Raw genomic sequence first — 16,830 nt, forward strand, 5'->3', positions numbered from 1 at the left:
ATAAAATCGAACATATGACCTTGGAGCAGCTCCGCATCTTCGTCGAAGTCGCCGCCCGCCAGCATGTGACGCGGGCTGCAGAGCATCTGAACATGACGCAATCGGCCGTCAGCGCCGCGATCACCGCGCTGGAAACGCGCCATGGCGTGACGCTGTTCGATCGCGTCGGCCGCTCGATCGTTCTCAACCAGACCGGCCAGCTGTTCCTGAAAGAGGCGCAGCAGGTATTGGCGAGCGCCCGGGCGGCTGAAGCGGCGCTGATGGATCTCTCGGGCCTGATGCATGGCGAGCTGTCGATCGCCACCAGCCAGACGGTCGCCGCCCACTGGCTGGGCCCGAAGCTCGCGGCCTATCGCAGCCGCTATCCCGGCATCAGGCTCAATGTCGGAATCGGCAATACGGCGGACACAGCCGATGCGGTGATGAACGGCAAGGCGGAGATCGGGTTGATCGAGTGGCGGGAGGAGAGGCGCGGCGTCTTGGCCCGGCAGGTGGCGATCGACGAGATGATCGTCATCGTCGGCCGCGATCACCCCTGGGCAGATGGCAAGCCGCGCCATGTGGGCGATTTCAAACAAACGTCCTGGGTGGTGCGCGAGGCGGGATCCGGCACCCGCCACGCCTTCGAGAGCATGATCGAGGCGAAGGGCATGACGCTTTCGGCGCTCGACGTGGCGCTGATGATGCCCGCCAACGAGCCGATCATCGGCGCCGTCGAGGCGGGATTGGGCGCGACGCTGATGTCGCGCAGCATCGCAGCGCCGTTTCTGAAGAGCGGATCGATCGCCGAAGTCGCGGTAACGCCGCTGCCGCGCCCGTTCTTCCTGCTGCGGCACGAGGAGCGCTATCGCAGCAAGGCGGCGGATGCCTTTGATGCGATGATCTCAACCGTGGGCGACGCGCTTTAGCGGCGCTTCGGCATCGATCAGCCGTTCGGCCTCGCGCTGCGGCATCGGCTTGCCGAGCAGATAGCCCTGCACCTCGGCAAAACCTTCCTGGCGCAACCTGTCCAGCTGCTCTTCGGTCTCGATCCCTTCGGCCAGCGTCACCGCGTTGAAGCCGGAGCCGATACCGGCGACGGCGCGGATGATGGCGAGATTGCCCGGATCGCTCTCCATGCCGGCGACGAAGCTGCGGTCGAGCTTGATCTTGTCGAAGGCAAAGGCACGCAGATAGCTGAACGAGGAATAGCCCGTACCGAAATCGTCTATGGCAATGCGGATGCCGAGCTCCTTCAGCGCCCTGAGCAGCGGCAGGCTCTGCTCGACATCGGCAAGGAAGACGGATTCGGTGATCTCGATTTCCAGCCGCTGCGGCTGCAGGCCGCTATCGCTGAGCGCCGAGACGACGGTTGCCAGCAGCGTGTTGTGGCGGAACTGGCAGACCGAGAGATTGACGGCGATCTTCAGATGCTCCGGCCAGGACGCCGCGGCCCGGCAGGCCTCGCGCAGCACCCACTCGCCGATCGGCACGATCAGCCCGGTATCCTCGGCGATCGGGATGAATTCCATCGGCGCCACGAGCCCGCGGGCCGGATGACGCCAGCGGATCAATGCCTCGAACCCGGCAAGCCGCCCCGTCGCAGCCTGGACGATCGGCTGGTAGTACAGCTCGAACTGATCCATCTCTAGCGCATCGCGCAGCTCTGCCGTCAGCTGGTGGCGCCGTTCCGCCTCCAGCCGCATCTCGGCCTCGTAGAAGCGATAGGTCGAGCGGCCGCTTTCCTTGGCGGCGTAAAGCGCCAGGTCGGCATGGCGCATCAGCACATCGGCATCGCCCGCCTGCTGTGGCGCGAGCGCCACGCCGATCGAGCAGGTCACATGCTCGTTGCTGCCATCGAGATCGAAGGGGGCGCTCAGAACGGCAAGCAGCTGCTCGGCAAACCGCTTGGTGCGGCCGCAATCGCCGCCCTTGAGTACAACGGCAAACTCATCACCGCCGAGCCGGGCGACGAGATCGCCATCCTCGACCAGCATCTGCAGCCGTTTCGCCACCTGGCAGAGCAGAGCATCGCCGGCCGCATGACCCTTGCTGTCATTGATGAGCTTGAAATGATCGACATCGAGGTAGAGAAGTGCAATCGGGCTTTCGGCCGTCGCCGCCATTGCATGCCGTTCGATGAAGTCGGCAAAGGCCGCACGGTTCGGCAGCCCGGTCAGCGCGTCATGCATGGCGAGATGCGCGAGCTTCGCCTCGAAAGCGCGCTCCTCGGTCACGTCCTGCGAGATGCCAAGCAGATAACGCCGCGCCCTGCCCTCCGCCGCCGGCAGCGCCCGCTTCACCGTCTTCAGCAGGCGGTGCCCGCCGCCGCGCTTCGGCACCGTTTCTTCGAAGGTCACGGTGATATCTTCATCCAGCACCTGCCGGTCCTGCTCGCGGAAGAAACCGGTCTTGTCGCGGAACACCATGCGATCGGTCTTGCCGACGATCTCGCGCCCTGGCATTTCGGCAATCGCCGCGCTCTGCCGGTTGAACAGCACGTAACGGCCGTCGTCTTCCATATCCTTGACGAAGACGCCGACCGGCAGGTTGTCGACGATGCTGTCGAGCAGCGAGCGGGTATCGGTGACCTGCCGCCGCGCGGCATTCACCTCGCTGCGATCCTGCACGATGGCGAGAATGGCATCGCCGCCGTCGAACCGCACCTCCCGGCCATAGGTCAGAACCTCGAATGCCTCGCCGGTCGCCTTCAGATGCGTCCAGCGCTCGGCGCGCTCGATATCGGTACGCCCCTTAACGGCCGTCATCATCCGCTCGCGCTCGGCCGGCGGGCGGATGTCGAGCACGGTCATTTCCCGGAACTGCTCGGCCGAATAGCCGTAGAGATCATGGGCGGCATTGTTGACGATGAGGAAGCGCAGCGTCCGGGGATCATAGACCCACATCGGTGACGGATGGGTTTCGAACAACGACCGGAAGTCGTCGTTCGGAACTTGAAATTCATCGGTCTTCGTCGTGGTGGGGGCCATGAAGTCTTTTCGGATACAAACAGCGGACCGCGATGTTGTAACGCAAAAAGCTGAATAAATTCAAAATGATAGGATGCATAAACTTTGTGCGATCGCTTATTTAATAAGCAGCCTCGGATAGATTTATGCCGCCGGATCGCGCAAAAGATGCATAGAGGAAGTTCGATCTCTACTTTGCGCCGCTTGGCACCCGGTCAATGCTGGTGATGCGTGCACTGGCCGTGATCGGCAAGGATCTCGATCACCCGGCACTGATCGACGCGGCCGTGCCCGCAGCCCTCGACCATGACCTCGAGCTCCGCCTTCAGCGCCGTCAGGCTGCGGATGCGCTGCTCGACCTCCGCCAGCCGCGCCTTGGCAATCGCATCGGCCGAGGCGCAGGATTGATGCGGATCGTCCTGCAGCGTCAGCAGCGTTCTGATCGCATCGACCTCGAAGCCGAGCTCGCGCGCATGGCGGATGAAGGCGAGGCGCCTGACGTCCTCGGGCTCATAGGAGCGCTGGTTGCCTTCGCTGCGAACTGGCGCGGCAAGCAACCCGATACCCTCGTAGTACCGGATGGTCGGCACCTTGACGCCGCTCTGACGCGCAGCATCTCCGATAGTGATTTTTTTCATGATCGCCTCTTGCACCTCTAGTCACTAGAGGATGTAGGAAGAATACCGGTAGATGACAAGGAACCGGATCATGGCTGAAACATCCCAGGCAAAATACCGCGTCGGCGGCATGGATTGCGCCTCCTGCGCATCGAAGATCGACACGGCCATTCGCCGCCTTCCCGGCGTCGAGGATGTCTCCGTTTCGGTAACCGCGGGCACGATGACCGTCAGCCACGACGGCAGCAGCGATCTCGGCGCCATCGAAAAGCGGGTAACGGGGCTCGGCTATTCCGTCGTTCCCATGCCGCTCGGCAAGCAGAGCGCCCCTGCCCCGTCACCTCACGCACATCACGACCATGACCACGCCGGGCACGATCATTCCGACCATGACCACGACCACGCGGAAATCGAAGGGCTGCACGGCCACGACCATGCGCCGATGGACGGTCCATGGTGGAAAAGCCGCAAGGGCCAGCTCACCATCCTGTCCGGCATCGCTTTCGCAGTCGCCTATGCGGCCGGCCATCTCCTGCCGCAGATCTCCGCCTATGCCTTCACCGTTGCCATGCTGATCGGCCTGATACCGATCGCGCGGCGCGCGGTCATGGCAGCGCTTGCCGGCACGCCCTTCTCGATCGAGATGCTGATGACCATCGCCGCCGTCGGCGCCGTCATCATCAATGCCGCCGAAGAAGCCGCAGCCGTCGTCTTCCTCTTCCTCGTCGGCGAATTGCTCGAAGGTGTCGCGGCGGGCCGCGCCCGCGCCAGCATCCAGTCACTGACGACGCTGGTCCCGAAGAGCGCATTGCTCGAAGAAAACGGCGCGACGCGCGAAGTTCCCGCCGAAGCCCTCGCCGTCGGCTCGATCATTCTCGTGCGCCCCGGCGACCGCATCTCCGCCGATGGCACCATCGTCTCCGGCGAAAGCGCCATCGATGAATCGCCGGTGACTGGCGAAAGCGTTCCGGTTCGCAAGGGCCCCGACGATACGGTCTTCGCCGGCACCGTGAATGGCGATACGGCGCTCAGAATTCGCGTCACCGCCGCAGCGGCCGACAATACCATCGCCCGCGTCGTCAAGCTCGTCGAGGAAGCCCAGGAATCCAAGGCGCCCACGGAGCGCTTCATCGACCGCTTCTCGCGCTACTATACGCCGGGTGTCGTCGCTGTCGCCGCCCTCGTCGCCATCCTGCCGCCGCTCGTTGCCGGTGGCGCCTGGAGCGAATGGGTCTACAAGGGCCTCGCCATCCTGCTGATCGGCTGCCCCTGCGCGCTCGTCATCTCGACCCCCGCCGCCATTGCCGCCTCGCTCTCCTCCGGTGCTCGCCGCGGCCTGCTGCTGAAGGGTGGCGCCGTTCTGGAAGGTCTCGGCAAGATCACCGCCGTGGCCCTCGACAAGACTGGTACCCTGACCGAGGGAAAGCCGAAGGTCACCGACATCCTCGCCTTCGGCAGCTTCACCGAGGCGCAGGTCCTCTCGCGCGCCGCAGTGCTGGAGCGCAGCTCGAGCCATCCGCTGGCGCTGGCGATCCTCAACCGCGCGGCGGCAGACAAGGTACCCGTGCCCCCGGCATTCGAAGTCGCCGCCATTGCCGGCAAGGGCATGACCGGCCGCGTCGGAGGCGAGCAGCTCGATCTCTTCTCCCCCGCGGCAGTCCGCGAACAACTGAGCCCGGAACAGGACAGCGCGATCCAGGCGCTGAACGATCAAGGCAAGACGGTCTCGATCCTGCTCGTCAACGGCGCAATCGCCGGCGTCATCGCCATGCGCGACGAACCCCGCGACGATGCGGCGGCCGGGCTCAAGGCGCTGACGGCGCGCGGCGTCAAGGTGGTGATGCTGACCGGCGACAACGCCCGCACCGCAAAGGCGATCGGCGAGCAGCTCGGCATCGAGGTGCGCGCCGAGCTGATGCCTGAAGACAAGCAGCGGATCGTCGGCGAACTGAAGCGCGAAGGCTTCACCGTCGCCAAGGTCGGCGACGGCATCAACGACGCCCCCGCCCTTGCGGCTGCCGATATCGGCATTGCCATGGGCGGCGGCACCGATGTGGCGCTGGAAACCGCCGATGCCGCGATCCTCCACGGCCGCGTTGGCGATGTCGCCTCCATGATCGCGCTCTCGCAGCGGACGATGCGCAACATCTTCCAGAACATCACCATCGCGCTCGGCCTGAAGGCCGTGTTCCTGGTCACCACGATCATCGGCATCACCGGCCTCTGGCCCGCGATCCTCGCCGACACCGGCGCAACTGTTCTGGTAACGATCAACGCGCTGCGTCTGTTGCGCCCGGCGCGTTGAAAATCCGGAGCCGCGGAACATTTTGCCCCGTCGCGCATTCACGCTCGCGGGCGGACTGCGCCCTGGCGATTTCAGCGGGAGGACACCATGGATCGCAAAAGTCTTATGGCATTGCTGGGCATTCTGGCCGTTGCGGGCTACCAGAACCGCGACAACATCACGGCGACGCTGCGCGAGATGACCGGCGGCGGGCAGCCGCAGGGCTCCGGAGCCCAACCCGGCGGCGCGGCTGCACAGGCCGATGGCGGCCTCGGTGGCCTGCTCGGCGGCATTCTCGGCGGCGAGAATAGTGGCGGCGCCACACAATCCGGCGGCCTTGGTGGATTGGGCGGCCTGCTTGGCGGTCTCGCCAGCACCGGCCTCGGCGATCTGCTCAAGGGCAATTCGGCCGGCGGCATCCTGAGCGGCGGCCTTGGCGGGCTGCTCGATCACTTCCAGCAGAACGGCTTCGGCGATACGGCAAACTCCTGGGTTTCCTCCGGAGAGAACAAGCCGATCGACAACGGGCAGCTCTCCCAGGCGCTCGGCCCTGACATTCTGGACGAGCTCGCCAAGGCGACCGGCCTGAACAAGGACGACCTCCTCGCCCGGCTTTCGAAGACATTGCCGCAGGCCGTCGACGGTCTGACGCCGCAGGGTCGCGTACCTGACGCGGGCAGCATCAGCGCCTGATCCCGATCGCACAAAAAAGCCCGGCGCAGTCTCCCGCGCCGGGCTTTTCTTTATCTTCCTGGGAGGAAAATCAGTCGACCGCGAAGACCAGCGGCTTGGCCTGGCGGATCGCCGCATTGGCCGTCAGCTTTGCCAGAACTTCATCGCTCAGCGGACCATCGACATAGAGCAGCGCGATCGCATCGCCGCCCTGCTTGTCACGTCCGAGCTGGAAGTTCGCGATGTTGACGCCGGCGGAGCCGAGCGTCGTGCCGATAAAGCCGATCATGCCGGGAACGTCGGTATTGGTGATGTAGACCATGTGCGAACCGACATCGGCGTCGAGGTTGATGCCCTTGATCTGGATGAAGCGCGGCTTGCCATCCGAGAAGACGGTACCGGCGATCGAGCGCGTCATCGTGTCTGTCTTCACCGTCAGCTTGATATAGCCGTCATAGACGCCGGTCTTGTCGCGCTTGACTTCGGAAAGGACGATGCCCTTTTCCTTGATCATGACGGGAGCCGAAACCATGTTCACATCGGCAACCTGGCTGCGGATCAGGCCGGCCAGCGTCGCAGAGGTGAGTGCCCGGGTGTTCATGCCGGCGGTGACGCCGTCATAGAGGATCTCGATTTCCTTGATCGGCTCGTCGGTGACCTGGCCGACAAAAGCGCCGAGAACGTCGGCGAGCTTGATGAACGGCTTCAGGATCGGTGCTTCTTCAGCGGTGATCGACGGCATGTTGATGGCGTTCGAAACCGCACCCTTGACGAGGTAATCCGACATCTGCTCGGCAACCTGCAGAGCGACGTTTTCCTGGGCTTCCGTGGTGGAAGCGCCGAGATGCGGCGTGCAGACGACGTTCGGCAGACCGAAGAGCGGGCTTTCCTTGGCAGGCTCGACTTCGAAGACGTCGAAACCGGCACCGGCGACATGGCCGCACTTGATGGCTTCGGCGAGTGCTGCTTCATCGACCAGGCCGCCACGGGCGCAGTTGATGATGCGAACGCCGGGCTTGGTCTTGGCGAGGTTTTCCTTGCCGAGAATGCCGCGGGTCTTGTCCGTCATCGGAACGTGGAGAGTGATGAAATCAGCCTGGGCCAGCAGCTCGTCGAGCTCGACCTTGGTGACGCCCATTTCCTGGGCGCGCTCGGCCGAGAGGAAGGGGTCATAGGCCAGGACATGCATGCCGAGCCCGATCGCCTTCTTGCAGACGATGCCGCCGATATTGCCGGCGCCGATGACGCCGAGCGTCTTGCCGGTGATTTCGACACCCATGAACTTCGACTTTTCCCACTTGCCGGCCTGCGTCGAGGCATCGGCCTGCGGCAGCTGGCGGGCAACGGCAAACATCAGCGCGATGGCGTGTTCGGCCGTGGTGATCGAGTTGCCGAAAGGCGTGTTCATGACGATGATACCGCGGCGCGATGCAGCCGGGATATCGACATTGTCGACGCCGATGCCGGCGCGGCCGATGACCTTCAGGTTGGTCGCCGAAGCGATCAGCTTTTCGGTCGCCTTGGTGGCCGAACGGATGGCAAGACCATCATAGTTGCCGATGATTTCGGCGAGCTTGTCCTTGTCCTTACCGAGCTGCGGCTGGAAATCGACTTCGACGCCGCGGTCACGGAAAATCTGGACGGCGGTTTCCGACAGTTCGTCGGATACGAGAACGCGAGGTGCCATTGGGGGCTTCCTTCAAAAAGTTCAGCGATGGATGAAATCAGGGATGCTGGGCTCCGCCATCAAGACGGAGCCTTATGCGATCAACTCAGGCAGCAGCCTGGGAAAGCGTAGCTTTCTGCGTTTCGAAGGCCCAGGAGAGCCACGGCATCAGCTTCTGCATGTCGGATGCCTCGATCGTCGCACCGGCCCAGATGCGCAGGCCCGACGGGGCATCTCGGTAAGCGCCGATATCATAGGCGACGCCTTCCTTTTCGAGGAGAGCGACGAGGCCCTTGGCGAAATTCGCCTGGCCGTCCGCGTCAAGAGCGACGACATCCTTGTCGACGATCTTCAGGCAGATGGAGGTGTTGGAAGCCGTCTCGGCCTTGACCGCCAGGTTGGCGATCCAGTCATTGGCGGCGATGAAATCGGCGATGACCTTGGTATTGGCATCGGCACGCGCCATGAGCGCCTTCAGGCCACCGAGCTTCTGAGCCCAGAGCAGCGCATCGATATAGTCCTCGACGCAGAGCATCGACGGCGTATTGATCGTCTCGCCGGTGAAGATGCCCTCGATCAGCTTGCCGCCCGAGGTCATGCGGAAGATCTTCGGCAGCGGCCAGGCCGGCGCATAGGTCGTCAGGCGCTCGACGGCGCGCGGCGACAGGATGATGACGCCATGAGCGCCCTCGCCGCCGAGAACCTTCTGCCAGGAGAAGGTGACGACATCGAGCTTGGCGAAGTCCATGTCCTGGGCAAATGCCGAGGAGGTCGCGTCGCAGATCGTAAGACCCTTGCGGTCCGCAGGGATGAAATCGGCATTCGGAACGCGGACGCCCGAAGTGGTGCCGTTCCAGGTGAAGACGACGTCGCGGTCGAAATCGATGGTCGAGAGATCGGGCAGCTCGCCGTAGCCAGCTTCAATCTTGCGCACGTCCTTCAGCTTCAGCTGCTTGACGACATCGGTGACCCAGCCGGCACCAAAGCTTTCCCAGGCGACCATGTCGACGCCGCGCTCGCCGAGCAGCGACCAGAGCGCCATTTCAACGGCGCCGGTATCGGAGGCAGGAACGATGCCGATGCGGTAATCCGCCGGCACTTCCAGAATTTCACGGGTAAGATCGATGGCCTGCTTCAGCTTCGTCTTGCCGACTTTCGCACGGTGCGACCGGCCAAGAGGCGCGTCGGAGAGAGCGTCGAGCGACCAACCGGGGCGCTTCGAGCAAGGGCCAGAAGAAAAATGGGTGTTATTCGGACGTACGTCCGGCTTCGCGGTGGCAGTGGCCATATGTATACCCTTCCAGGTAATTAGCCTCTCGTTGGGGAGAGGTGTCCCGCCGCCGTAGATACAGACGTCGCCCGTTATGGTCAACGGAGAAGTGTCGCAGCCTGAGGATTTTTTGACGCAGGCGCGACGGATGGCCACAAATGCAAAAAGCCGCCCGAAGGCGGCTTTCGCAAATCAGTCTCGATCCGATTACTTGTAAACCGGCTGCTGCAGCGGGATCGCCGGAGCGGGTTCGTAGGCAACGGGCTCCTGGCAACCGCCGAAGAGGTAACGGGCACCGGCGCGGACTTCGTGGACGTTGAAGCCCTTGTCACGGCCCGGGCCGCCGTTTTCAGCGTAGCCGAACATGCTGCCGCCGTTGACATGCAGGAAGCGGTAGCCGAGGTCGGCCTTGACGTTGCAGCTGACGTCGATGGAGGTACCGGCCATCAGAGCGTAGCTGAAGCGCCAGTTGCCCTTGCCGTTATGCGTAACTTCGTCATCGCAACCGCCGCCGTCGTCCTGGCAGGCGACGTTGCGGAGGTTGTTCCACTTGACGTAGGAGCCACCGATACCGGCACCGGCGTAAGGCGTGAAGATGCCGTAGGTGCCGAGATCGACATAGGCGTTGGCCATCAGGTTCCAGGCGCTCAGCGACGAACGATCGCTCGACGTGCAAGGCTCGAGCGGCGAGCCGCACTCGCCCGTGGTCGAACCGTGGAAGTCAGCCTTGGTCAGGTAATCCAGCGTCAGATCGGTGCGCAGGTAGTTGTTGACCTGGTAACCGACACCGCCGCCGACGGTGAAGCTGTCGCGAAGATCGGCGCTGGTGAAATCAACTTCGTTGTCATTGCTGCCCTGGAAATAGCGGGCGCCGCGCAGATCGGTGAAGCCGTAGCCGACGTCACCGCGCAGATACCAGCCGGTCGTTTCCGTGACCGTGACTTCCGGCGGCATTTCCGGGACCGGCTCGACAGGAGCGAGATCGGCCGCCAGTGCATTCGATGTCATCAGCAGTGCGGCGAAGATGCCGGCCAAGCTTCTTTTCATGATCCACTCCAAAGAAGTTACATTGGCCCGGCACGCGCCTGCCAATCTGATACGCTTTGTTTGGATAATGAACGGGAAACGTTAAAACCCGCTTAACTACGAATATTTACCGTGTTTCTTCAGGGATCGCTCACCATAGTCTGTGGCGCAAAGAAAAAGCCGGCGCTGAAAGCACCGGCTTCATGATTGGCTGGAGCGCTTCTTCTTAGGCCGCGCTGCGCACGTTCGAGATCGTCCCGATCAGGTCGTTGACGATGCGCTCGATCTGGGCGCGGTCGTCGCCTTCGGCCATGACGCGGATCAGCGGCTCGGTGCCGGAGGGGCGGATGACGAGGCGGCCGTTCTTGGCGAGCTCGGCTTCCGCATCGGCGATCGCCTTCTGCACATGGATATCCTCGAGCGGCTTGCCGCCGGAGATCCGGACATTGCGCAGCAGCTGCGGCACCGGCTCGAACCGGCGGCAGATCTCGCTGACCGTCTTACCGGTCCGCTTCACGGCCGCCAGGATCTGCAGGGCAGCCACGAGACCGTCGCCCGTCGTGCCGTAGTCGGACATGACGATATGGCCGGACTGTTCGCCGCCAACATTGTAATTGTGCTGGCGCATATGCTCGACGACATAGCGATCGCCGACCTTGGTGCGGGCAAGGTTCATGCCCTTGTCTTCCAGGAAACGTTCCAGGCCGAGATTGGACATCACGGTGGCGACGATGCCGTTGCCGCGCAGCTGCTGGCTGTCGGCCCAGCTTTCGGCGATGACGGCCATCAGCTGATCGCCGTCGACGATTGCGCCGTTTTCATCGACGATGATCACGCGATCCGCATCGCCATCGAGCGCGATGCCGATATCGGCGCGCACTTCATCGACCTTCTTCTGCAGGGCGACCGGGCTCGTCGAACCGCAATTGAGATTGATGTTCGTACCGTTCGGTTCGTTGCCGATCGTCACGACATCGGCGCCGAGTTCCCAGAGCGCGGCCGGAGCGACCTTGTAGGCAGCGCCATTGGCGCAGTCGATGGCGATCCTCAGGCCCTGCAGCGTCACGTCGCGCGGCAGCGTGCGCTTGGCATGCTCGATATAGCGGTCGTGAACGCCGTCGATGCGCTTGGCGCGACCGATGTCGTCAGACTTGGCAAGTTGGCCGGAAAGGTCCTTCTCGAGCAGCTCTTCGATCTGCTGCTCGATGTCGTCGGAAAGCTTGTAGCCGTCAGGGCCGAAAAGCTTGATGCCGTTGTCTTCGTAGGGGTTGTGCGAGGCCGAGATCATCACGCCGATATCGGCGCGCAGCGAGCGCGTCAGCATGGCGACAGCCGGCGTCGGGATCGGGCCGAGAACGAAGGCGTCGATGCCGGCGGCGGTGAAGCCTGCGACCATCGCATTCTCCAGCATGTAACCGGAAAGGCGGGTATCCTTGCCGATGACGACGCGGTGGCGGTGGCTGCCGCGGCGGAAGATGGTGCCGACTGCGATGCCGACCCGCATCGCCAGATCCGGCGTCATCGGGAAGATGTTCGACTGGCCGCGAATGCCGTCCGTGCCGAAGTAACGTCTTTTCATATGTACCCCTATGCTTCCGGCGCGCCAAGAAGACGGCGCCATGTGCCAAGCAATTCCCGGCTGCGGGAGCGAATCAACTCGCTCGAAATCCATTGATGCAGCCTGCTCATGATAGCGGCATGCCACAAAACGCAGGCGCCATCACGTCAATTACGACGAAAACCGATTATATCGCGTTACTGCACAGAAAAGGCCGGATTTCCTGGGGAAACCCGGCCTCTCTTAAGCTTAGTCCGTTGTACTTTCGGTCAATGCGGCTGCGGCTCGAGGCCACCTTCGGCCTCATCGCCCTTCGACGCCGGACGAGCGCCAGCCTTCGGAACGGCCGAGCCACGGCTCGGCGGCGTATCGTCGCCAAGATCGCGCGCCGGCTTTTCGCCGCGGATAAGCGCCTTGATCTCTTCGCCGGTCAGCGTTTCGTATTCCAGCAGGCCTTCGGCAATCGCGACGAATTCATCGTGATTGTCGGTCAGGATCTGGCGGGCCTCGGTATAGGCGTCCTCGATCAGACGGCGCACTTCGCTGTCGATCTTCTGGGCCGTCGCTTCGGAGACGTTCTTCGACTGCGAAACCGAATGGCCGAGGAAGACTTCCTGCTGGTTTTCACCATAGGCGACCTGGCCGAGCACGTCGGAGAAGCCCCACTGGGTGACCATGGCGCGGGCAAGCTTGGTGGCCTGCTCGATATCGGAGGACGCACCCGAGGTGATGTTCTCCTTGCCAAAGGTCAGTTCCTCAGCGATACGGCCGCCCATCATGATCACGAGACGCGAGACCATCCACTTATAGCTCATCGAGTAGCGGTCGCCCTCGGGAAGCTGCATGACCATGCCGAGAGCCCGGCCGCGCGGAATGATCGTTGCCTTGTGCAGCGGATCGGCGACGGCGACCTTGAGCGCCGTGATCGCGTGACCGGCTTCGTGATAGGCCGTGAGCTTCTTTTCCGCCTCGGTCATCGCCGAAGAGCGGCGCTCGGCGCCCATCATGATCTTGTCCTTGGCGTCTTCGAATTCCTGCATGGTGACGACGCGCTTGTTGCGGCGTGCGGCCATCAGGGCAGCTTCGTTGACGAGGTTCATCAGGTCGGCACCGGAGAAACCGGGCGTACCGCGCGCCAGCGTCTTCAGATCGACATTCGGAGCCAGCGGAACATTGCGGGCATGAACCTTCAGGATGCGTTCGCGGCCGACGATATCGGGGTTCGGAACCACGACCTGGCGGTCGAAACGGCCCGGACGCAGCAGCGCGGGATCTAGAACGTCAGGACGGTTAGTCGCTGCGATCAGGATGATGCCTTCATTGGCTTCGAAGCCGTCCATCTCGACGAGGAGCTGGTTGAGCGTCTGTTCGCGTTCGTCGTTACCGCCGCCGAGACCGGCGCCACGATGGCGGCCGACGGCGTCGATTTCGTCGATGAAGATGATGCAGGGCGCATTCTTCTTGGCCTGCTCGAACATGTCGCGGACGCGGCTTGCACCGACGCCGACAAACATTTCGACGAAATCGGAACCAGAGATCGTGAAGAACGGAACGTTGGCTTCGCCCGCAACGGAGCGCGCCAGCAGCGTCTTACCGGTACCGGGAGGGCCGACGAGCAGAACGCCGCGCGGGATCTTGCCGCCGAGACGCTGGAACTTCTGCGGGTCACGCAGGAATTCGACGATTTCCTCAAGGTCCTGCTTGGCTTCGTCGACGCCAGCGACGTCTTCGAAAGTCACGCGGCCATGCGCTTCGGTCAGAAGCTTGGCCTTGGACTTGCCGAAGCCCATCGCGCCGCGCGAGCCACCCTGCATCTGACGCATGAAGAACAACCAGACGCCGAGGATCAAGAGCATCGGCAGCAGCGTGCCGAGATAGCTCAGGAAGCCGGAAGAACCGTCGGTTTCCGGACGGGCCGAAACCAGGACGTTCTTGGTCTGCAGGCGGTCCAGCAGGCTGTCGTCGATCACAGGCGAATAGGTCTGGAAGGTGGTGCCATTTTCAACATAGCTTCCGGAGACACGGTTGCCCGTGACCACGACTTCCTTGACACGGCCCGCATCCACCTCACGCAGGAACTGCGAATAAGGGATTTCGCGCGAGCTGGTCTGTGCCGGCGTCGTCTGGAACATGCTGAAAAGGGCGATCAGCAGAAGCGCTATGATCGCCCACAAGGCGAAATTACGTAAGTTAGGGTTCATTGAACTCCCCAGCACTGGAACAGCCGCCGTTTGGCGGCCGTCTTATTTGAACTCTAACATAGGGTTGCGCTGTGCCGTTGCCAAGGCGATCCCCTGCGTCAGGTGGTTTTTCCGTCAATAAGTCCTAAAGGCAGCGTTGGATAGGGGCGTGTTCCAAATGCCGCCGTCAGGCGCCCGGCGAAAATGAAGTCGAATCGTGTCAAAAAGCGGTCGAACGGCGCAAAATACGGTTCGAGCGCCACGGCGCCCAAAAATGCTCCGGACACATTTGCGTCATCCGCTGGAAAGATCGCCGGCTGGGCGGCGAGGGCACGCTTCAACGCCGATTTCGGCAGGCGGCTTTCGGACGGCTTTTCGGCAGCGATACCGCCGATTTTTTCGATCCTGACCGGGAAGCTCGCACCGTTGACGACGCGGAACCGCCCATCCCAGATGCCGCTCGCGCCGGGAGACAGAGAGAGTGGCAAGATGCCGCGGTCTTCGCGGCTGAAATAGAGGCCATCACGGCGCTTGTCGAAGACGACGCGGCCTGCCGTCACCCTCCCCGGCTCGCCGGTCCCAAGGAAAGTCAAAAGCCGCTGCAGCGATTGCGCGCCCATCACGAAAGACTGCCCGCCGAAGACCGCACCAAGACGGCCGAGCGCATAGGCGAATGCCGGATTGCCGATCGCGATGCTTTCGATCGCGATGCGCCCGAGACCTGGGGCGCAAAGAGTGAAATATTCCGTCAGCCAATCCGCCGCTGCATCTGCGAGCGCTGCGCGGCCTTCCGGCTGCGGCAATTGGCGAGCCACAGCATCGGCAGGCATCGCCGCACGCGTCTGGACCCGCTCATACTTCATGTCGTCATTGCTGGGATCATCCGACCAGCCGACACCGCGAGACGTGAGAAAACGTCGGATATCGCCCCGCGTGCTCGCAAGCAGCGGCCGGGCGATCCAGATGGAGCGGTCGAACAGCACCGCATCGGCAATGCCCGTATCTAGGTCGCCGGCGGAGCCACGCTTGCCACGCATGATCAGGGTTTCCCGCTGATCGTCGAGCGTATGGGCCGTGACGACGAGATCGGCGCCGAACCCGGCAGCGGTTGCGGCGAGCAGCGCATACCGCGCCTCGCGGGCGGCAGCCATAATGCCGGATTTCGGCTTGGCGCCGTGCCAGACAGCGATCCGGTGGGGGATGGAAAGCGATTGGCAGAGAGCAGCGACATCGCGCGCCTCATCCGCCGATCCGGCGCGCAGGTCGTGATCGACCGTTGCAGCGCAGAGGGAAAATTTCGAATGGGGATCGGCTTTGACGGCTTCGGCAAGCGCGACGAGAAGCCCGGTGGAATCGCTGCCCCCTGAAATCGCGACGAGAATGCGCGCGGGTTCGGCAAGCGATTGGAGAAAGCGGCTGACCGCTGCCTCGGGCGACAGGGGGATTTCCGGAGACAAGCCGGAAACCCTTAGCAGGCGAGACGCTTCTGTTCGCTCGCGACCTTGCTTATGACAGCGCGCGAAGCTTTCGGATAACGGCGGGTCACTTCCTTGAGCGTTGCGCAGGCCGTGTCGGTATTATCCAGAGCGGCAAGCGACATGCCGAGCTTCAGCAGCATTTCCGGCGCCTTCTCGGAAGAACCGTATTTCTGATGCGCGTTCAGGAAGGTCTTGGCGGCCTCGTTGAACTTGCCCTGCGAATAAAGCGCTTCACCAAGCCAGAAGTTGGCGTCGGCAGCGCGGGCGCTGCCTGGGTACTGGGCGATATACTGCGTGAATTCCTGTTCGGCCGTCGCATAGTCGCCGGAGAGAACATGGCCGTATGCGGCCTTGTACTGGTCGTTCTCGCTGCCGAGCGATGCCGTCTGCTGCGACGAGGTACCGGCGCCCGGAGGCGGCAGCGGCGCGGAACCGACTTCGGCGCCCGGATTGACCGTCCCGCCGACCGGGTTGCCGTTCTGGTCGAAATCCATCGAGCCGAGCTGCTGCGGCGGCTGGCCGAGACCGCTGTTCGACGGCACGTCGTTGGAGGGAGCCGTTTCGGCTCCCTGCGGTGCTTGGATGATCGTTGCGACGTCGTCACCGCCCTGCCCCTGCGAACCGGCCTGCGCTTGGTTCGTGGATGCGGGAGGAACGTCTGCCTCGCTCTTCTTGGTGCCCTTGGTGCTGCCGCCCATCGAGCCGCCGCCACCACCGCCACCACCGCCCTTTTCGAGCTGCTGGAAGCGGAATTCGTTGTCTTCCTGCGTCTTGCGGAGCGATTCCTGCATCTGCAGGATCTGGTAGCTCATCTCTTCGATGCGGCCGTTCAGCTGACGCAGCTGGTCTTCGAGCTGCTGCACACGCATTTCCGTGCCGCTGCTCTGCACGTTGACGACAGGCGGCATCTGCGCCTGGGTCTGCGCGGGCTTGCCGCCAAGATTCAGACCGAGAAACGATGCGGAGTAAGCCGCTCGCTCGGTCCCCGTCACAGCCGCGAGGCAGAGCACCCCTGCCACGACATATTTCTTCATAGGTATCGTCCTGTCCCAGTGATTCTTCGCGCCCCGATGGCACGAACAGGAGATTTTGCCAATTGCTTTCAAAAAGCAACGGAGTCTGGCCAAAGTG

At 63.1% G+C, this 16,830-nt stretch carries 12 protein-coding genes; 3 read left to right on the forward strand and 9 right to left on the reverse strand.

What is annotated here, in order from left to right:
• Positions 1 to 14: 14 nt before the first annotated feature.
• A complete protein-coding gene (locus tag ACQZ5H_RS12750) occupies positions 15 to 908 on the forward strand; it encodes a LysR substrate-binding domain-containing protein (RefSeq protein ID WP_449097934.1) in 894 nt (297 codons plus the stop codon).
• On the opposite strand, the gene ACQZ5H_RS12755 is transcribed toward ACQZ5H_RS12750, so the two are convergent.
• Positions 885 to 2,969 (reverse strand): putative bifunctional diguanylate cyclase/phosphodiesterase, encoded by a 2,085-nt coding sequence (locus tag ACQZ5H_RS12755; protein ID WP_449097935.1) that lies wholly within the window; start codon positions 2,967 to 2,969, stop codon positions 885 to 887. The genes ACQZ5H_RS12750 and ACQZ5H_RS12755 overlap by 24 nt on opposite strands.
• 194 nt (positions 2,970 to 3,163) lie before the next feature.
• Positions 3,164 to 3,586 carry a MerR family transcriptional regulator gene (locus tag ACQZ5H_RS12760; protein ID WP_112718876.1) on the reverse strand — a complete coding sequence of 141 codons (423 nt, stop codon included), beginning with the start codon at positions 3,584 to 3,586 and terminating at the stop codon, positions 3,164 to 3,166.
• Positions 3,587 to 3,656: 70 nt separating this feature from the next.
• Between ACQZ5H_RS12760 and ACQZ5H_RS12765 the strand changes: the two genes are divergently transcribed.
• A complete protein-coding gene (locus ACQZ5H_RS12765) occupies positions 3,657 to 5,870 on the forward strand; it encodes a heavy metal translocating P-type ATPase (RefSeq protein ID WP_449097936.1) in 2,214 nt (737 codons plus the stop codon).
• Positions 5,871 to 5,957: 87 nt separating this feature from the next.
• On the forward strand, positions 5,958 to 6,542 hold the full coding sequence (locus ACQZ5H_RS12770; RefSeq protein WP_449097937.1) for a YidB family protein: 585 nt from the start codon (positions 5,958 to 5,960) through the stop codon (positions 6,540 to 6,542).
• 70 nt (positions 6,543 to 6,612) lie between these two features.
• On the opposite strand, the gene serA is transcribed toward ACQZ5H_RS12770, so the two are convergent.
• The 7 genes from serA to ybgF form a co-directional block, all read right to left on the reverse strand.
• Positions 6,613 to 8,208 (reverse strand): phosphoglycerate dehydrogenase, encoded by a 1,596-nt coding sequence (serA, locus tag ACQZ5H_RS12775; protein ID WP_449097938.1) that lies wholly within the window; start codon positions 8,206 to 8,208, stop codon positions 6,613 to 6,615.
• A gap of 85 nt (positions 8,209 to 8,293) precedes the next feature.
• Positions 8,294 to 9,475, reverse strand: coding sequence for a phosphoserine transaminase (locus tag ACQZ5H_RS12780; protein ID WP_130281936.1), 1,182 nt, complete (start codon positions 9,473 to 9,475; stop codon positions 8,294 to 8,296).
• Between the two features lie 189 nt (positions 9,476 to 9,664).
• Positions 9,665 to 10,504 carry an outer membrane protein gene (locus ACQZ5H_RS12785; protein ID WP_413710192.1) on the reverse strand — a complete coding sequence of 280 codons (840 nt, stop codon included), beginning with the start codon at positions 10,502 to 10,504 and terminating at the stop codon, positions 9,665 to 9,667.
• 205 nt (positions 10,505 to 10,709) lie between these two features.
• Positions 10,710 to 12,062 carry a phosphoglucosamine mutase gene (glmM, locus tag ACQZ5H_RS12790; RefSeq protein ID WP_449097939.1) on the reverse strand — a complete coding sequence of 451 codons (1,353 nt, stop codon included), beginning with the start codon at positions 12,060 to 12,062 and terminating at the stop codon, positions 10,710 to 10,712.
• A gap of 248 nt (positions 12,063 to 12,310) precedes the next feature.
• A complete protein-coding gene (ftsH, locus tag ACQZ5H_RS12795) occupies positions 12,311 to 14,242 on the reverse strand; it encodes an ATP-dependent zinc metalloprotease FtsH (RefSeq protein WP_112718869.1) in 1,932 nt (643 codons plus the stop codon).
• A gap of 98 nt (positions 14,243 to 14,340) precedes the next feature.
• On the reverse strand, positions 14,341 to 15,678 hold the full coding sequence (tilS, locus tag ACQZ5H_RS12800) for a tRNA lysidine(34) synthetase TilS (protein WP_449097940.1): 1,338 nt from the start codon (positions 15,676 to 15,678) through the stop codon (positions 14,341 to 14,343).
• 11 nt (positions 15,679 to 15,689) lie between these two features.
• On the reverse strand, positions 15,690 to 16,733 hold the full coding sequence (gene ybgF, locus ACQZ5H_RS12805; protein WP_203428100.1) for a tol-pal system protein YbgF: 1,044 nt from the start codon (positions 16,731 to 16,733) through the stop codon (positions 15,690 to 15,692).
• Between the last annotated feature and the right edge of the window lie 97 nt (positions 16,734 to 16,830).

Source organism: Rhizobium sp. 21-4511-3d, assembly GCF_053522545.1.

Excerpts from the sequence above, each read along its gene's own strand:
- serA (WP_449097938.1), bottom strand. The coding sequence starts at position 8,208 with ATGGCACCTCGCGTTCTCGTATCCGACGAACTGTCGGAAACCGCCGTC.
- ACQZ5H_RS12750 (WP_449097934.1), top strand. The coding sequence starts at position 15 with ATGACCTTGGAGCAGCTCCGCATCTTCGTCGAAGTCGCCGCCCGCCAG.
- ftsH (WP_112718869.1), bottom strand. The coding sequence starts at position 14,242 with ATGAACCCTAACTTACGTAATTTCGCCTTGTGGGCGATCATAGCGCTT.
- ACQZ5H_RS12755 (WP_449097935.1), bottom strand. The coding sequence starts at position 2,969 with ATGGCCCCCACCACGACGAAGACCGATGAATTTCAAGTTCCGAACGAC.
- ACQZ5H_RS12785 (WP_413710192.1), bottom strand. The coding sequence starts at position 10,504 with ATGAAAAGAAGCTTGGCCGGCATCTTCGCCGCACTGCTGATGACATCG.
- ACQZ5H_RS12780 (WP_130281936.1), bottom strand. The coding sequence starts at position 9,475 with ATGGCCACTGCCACCGCGAAGCCGGACGTACGTCCGAATAACACCCAT.
- ACQZ5H_RS12770 (WP_449097937.1), top strand. The coding sequence starts at position 5,958 with ATGGATCGCAAAAGTCTTATGGCATTGCTGGGCATTCTGGCCGTTGCG.
- ACQZ5H_RS12765 (WP_449097936.1), top strand. The coding sequence starts at position 3,657 with ATGGCTGAAACATCCCAGGCAAAATACCGCGTCGGCGGCATGGATTGC.
- ybgF (WP_203428100.1), bottom strand. The coding sequence starts at position 16,733 with ATGAAGAAATATGTCGTGGCAGGGGTGCTCTGCCTCGCGGCTGTGACG.
- glmM (WP_449097939.1), bottom strand. The coding sequence starts at position 12,062 with ATGAAAAGACGTTACTTCGGCACGGACGGCATTCGCGGCCAGTCGAAC.
- ACQZ5H_RS12760 (WP_112718876.1), bottom strand. The coding sequence starts at position 3,586 with ATGAAAAAAATCACTATCGGAGATGCTGCGCGTCAGAGCGGCGTCAAG.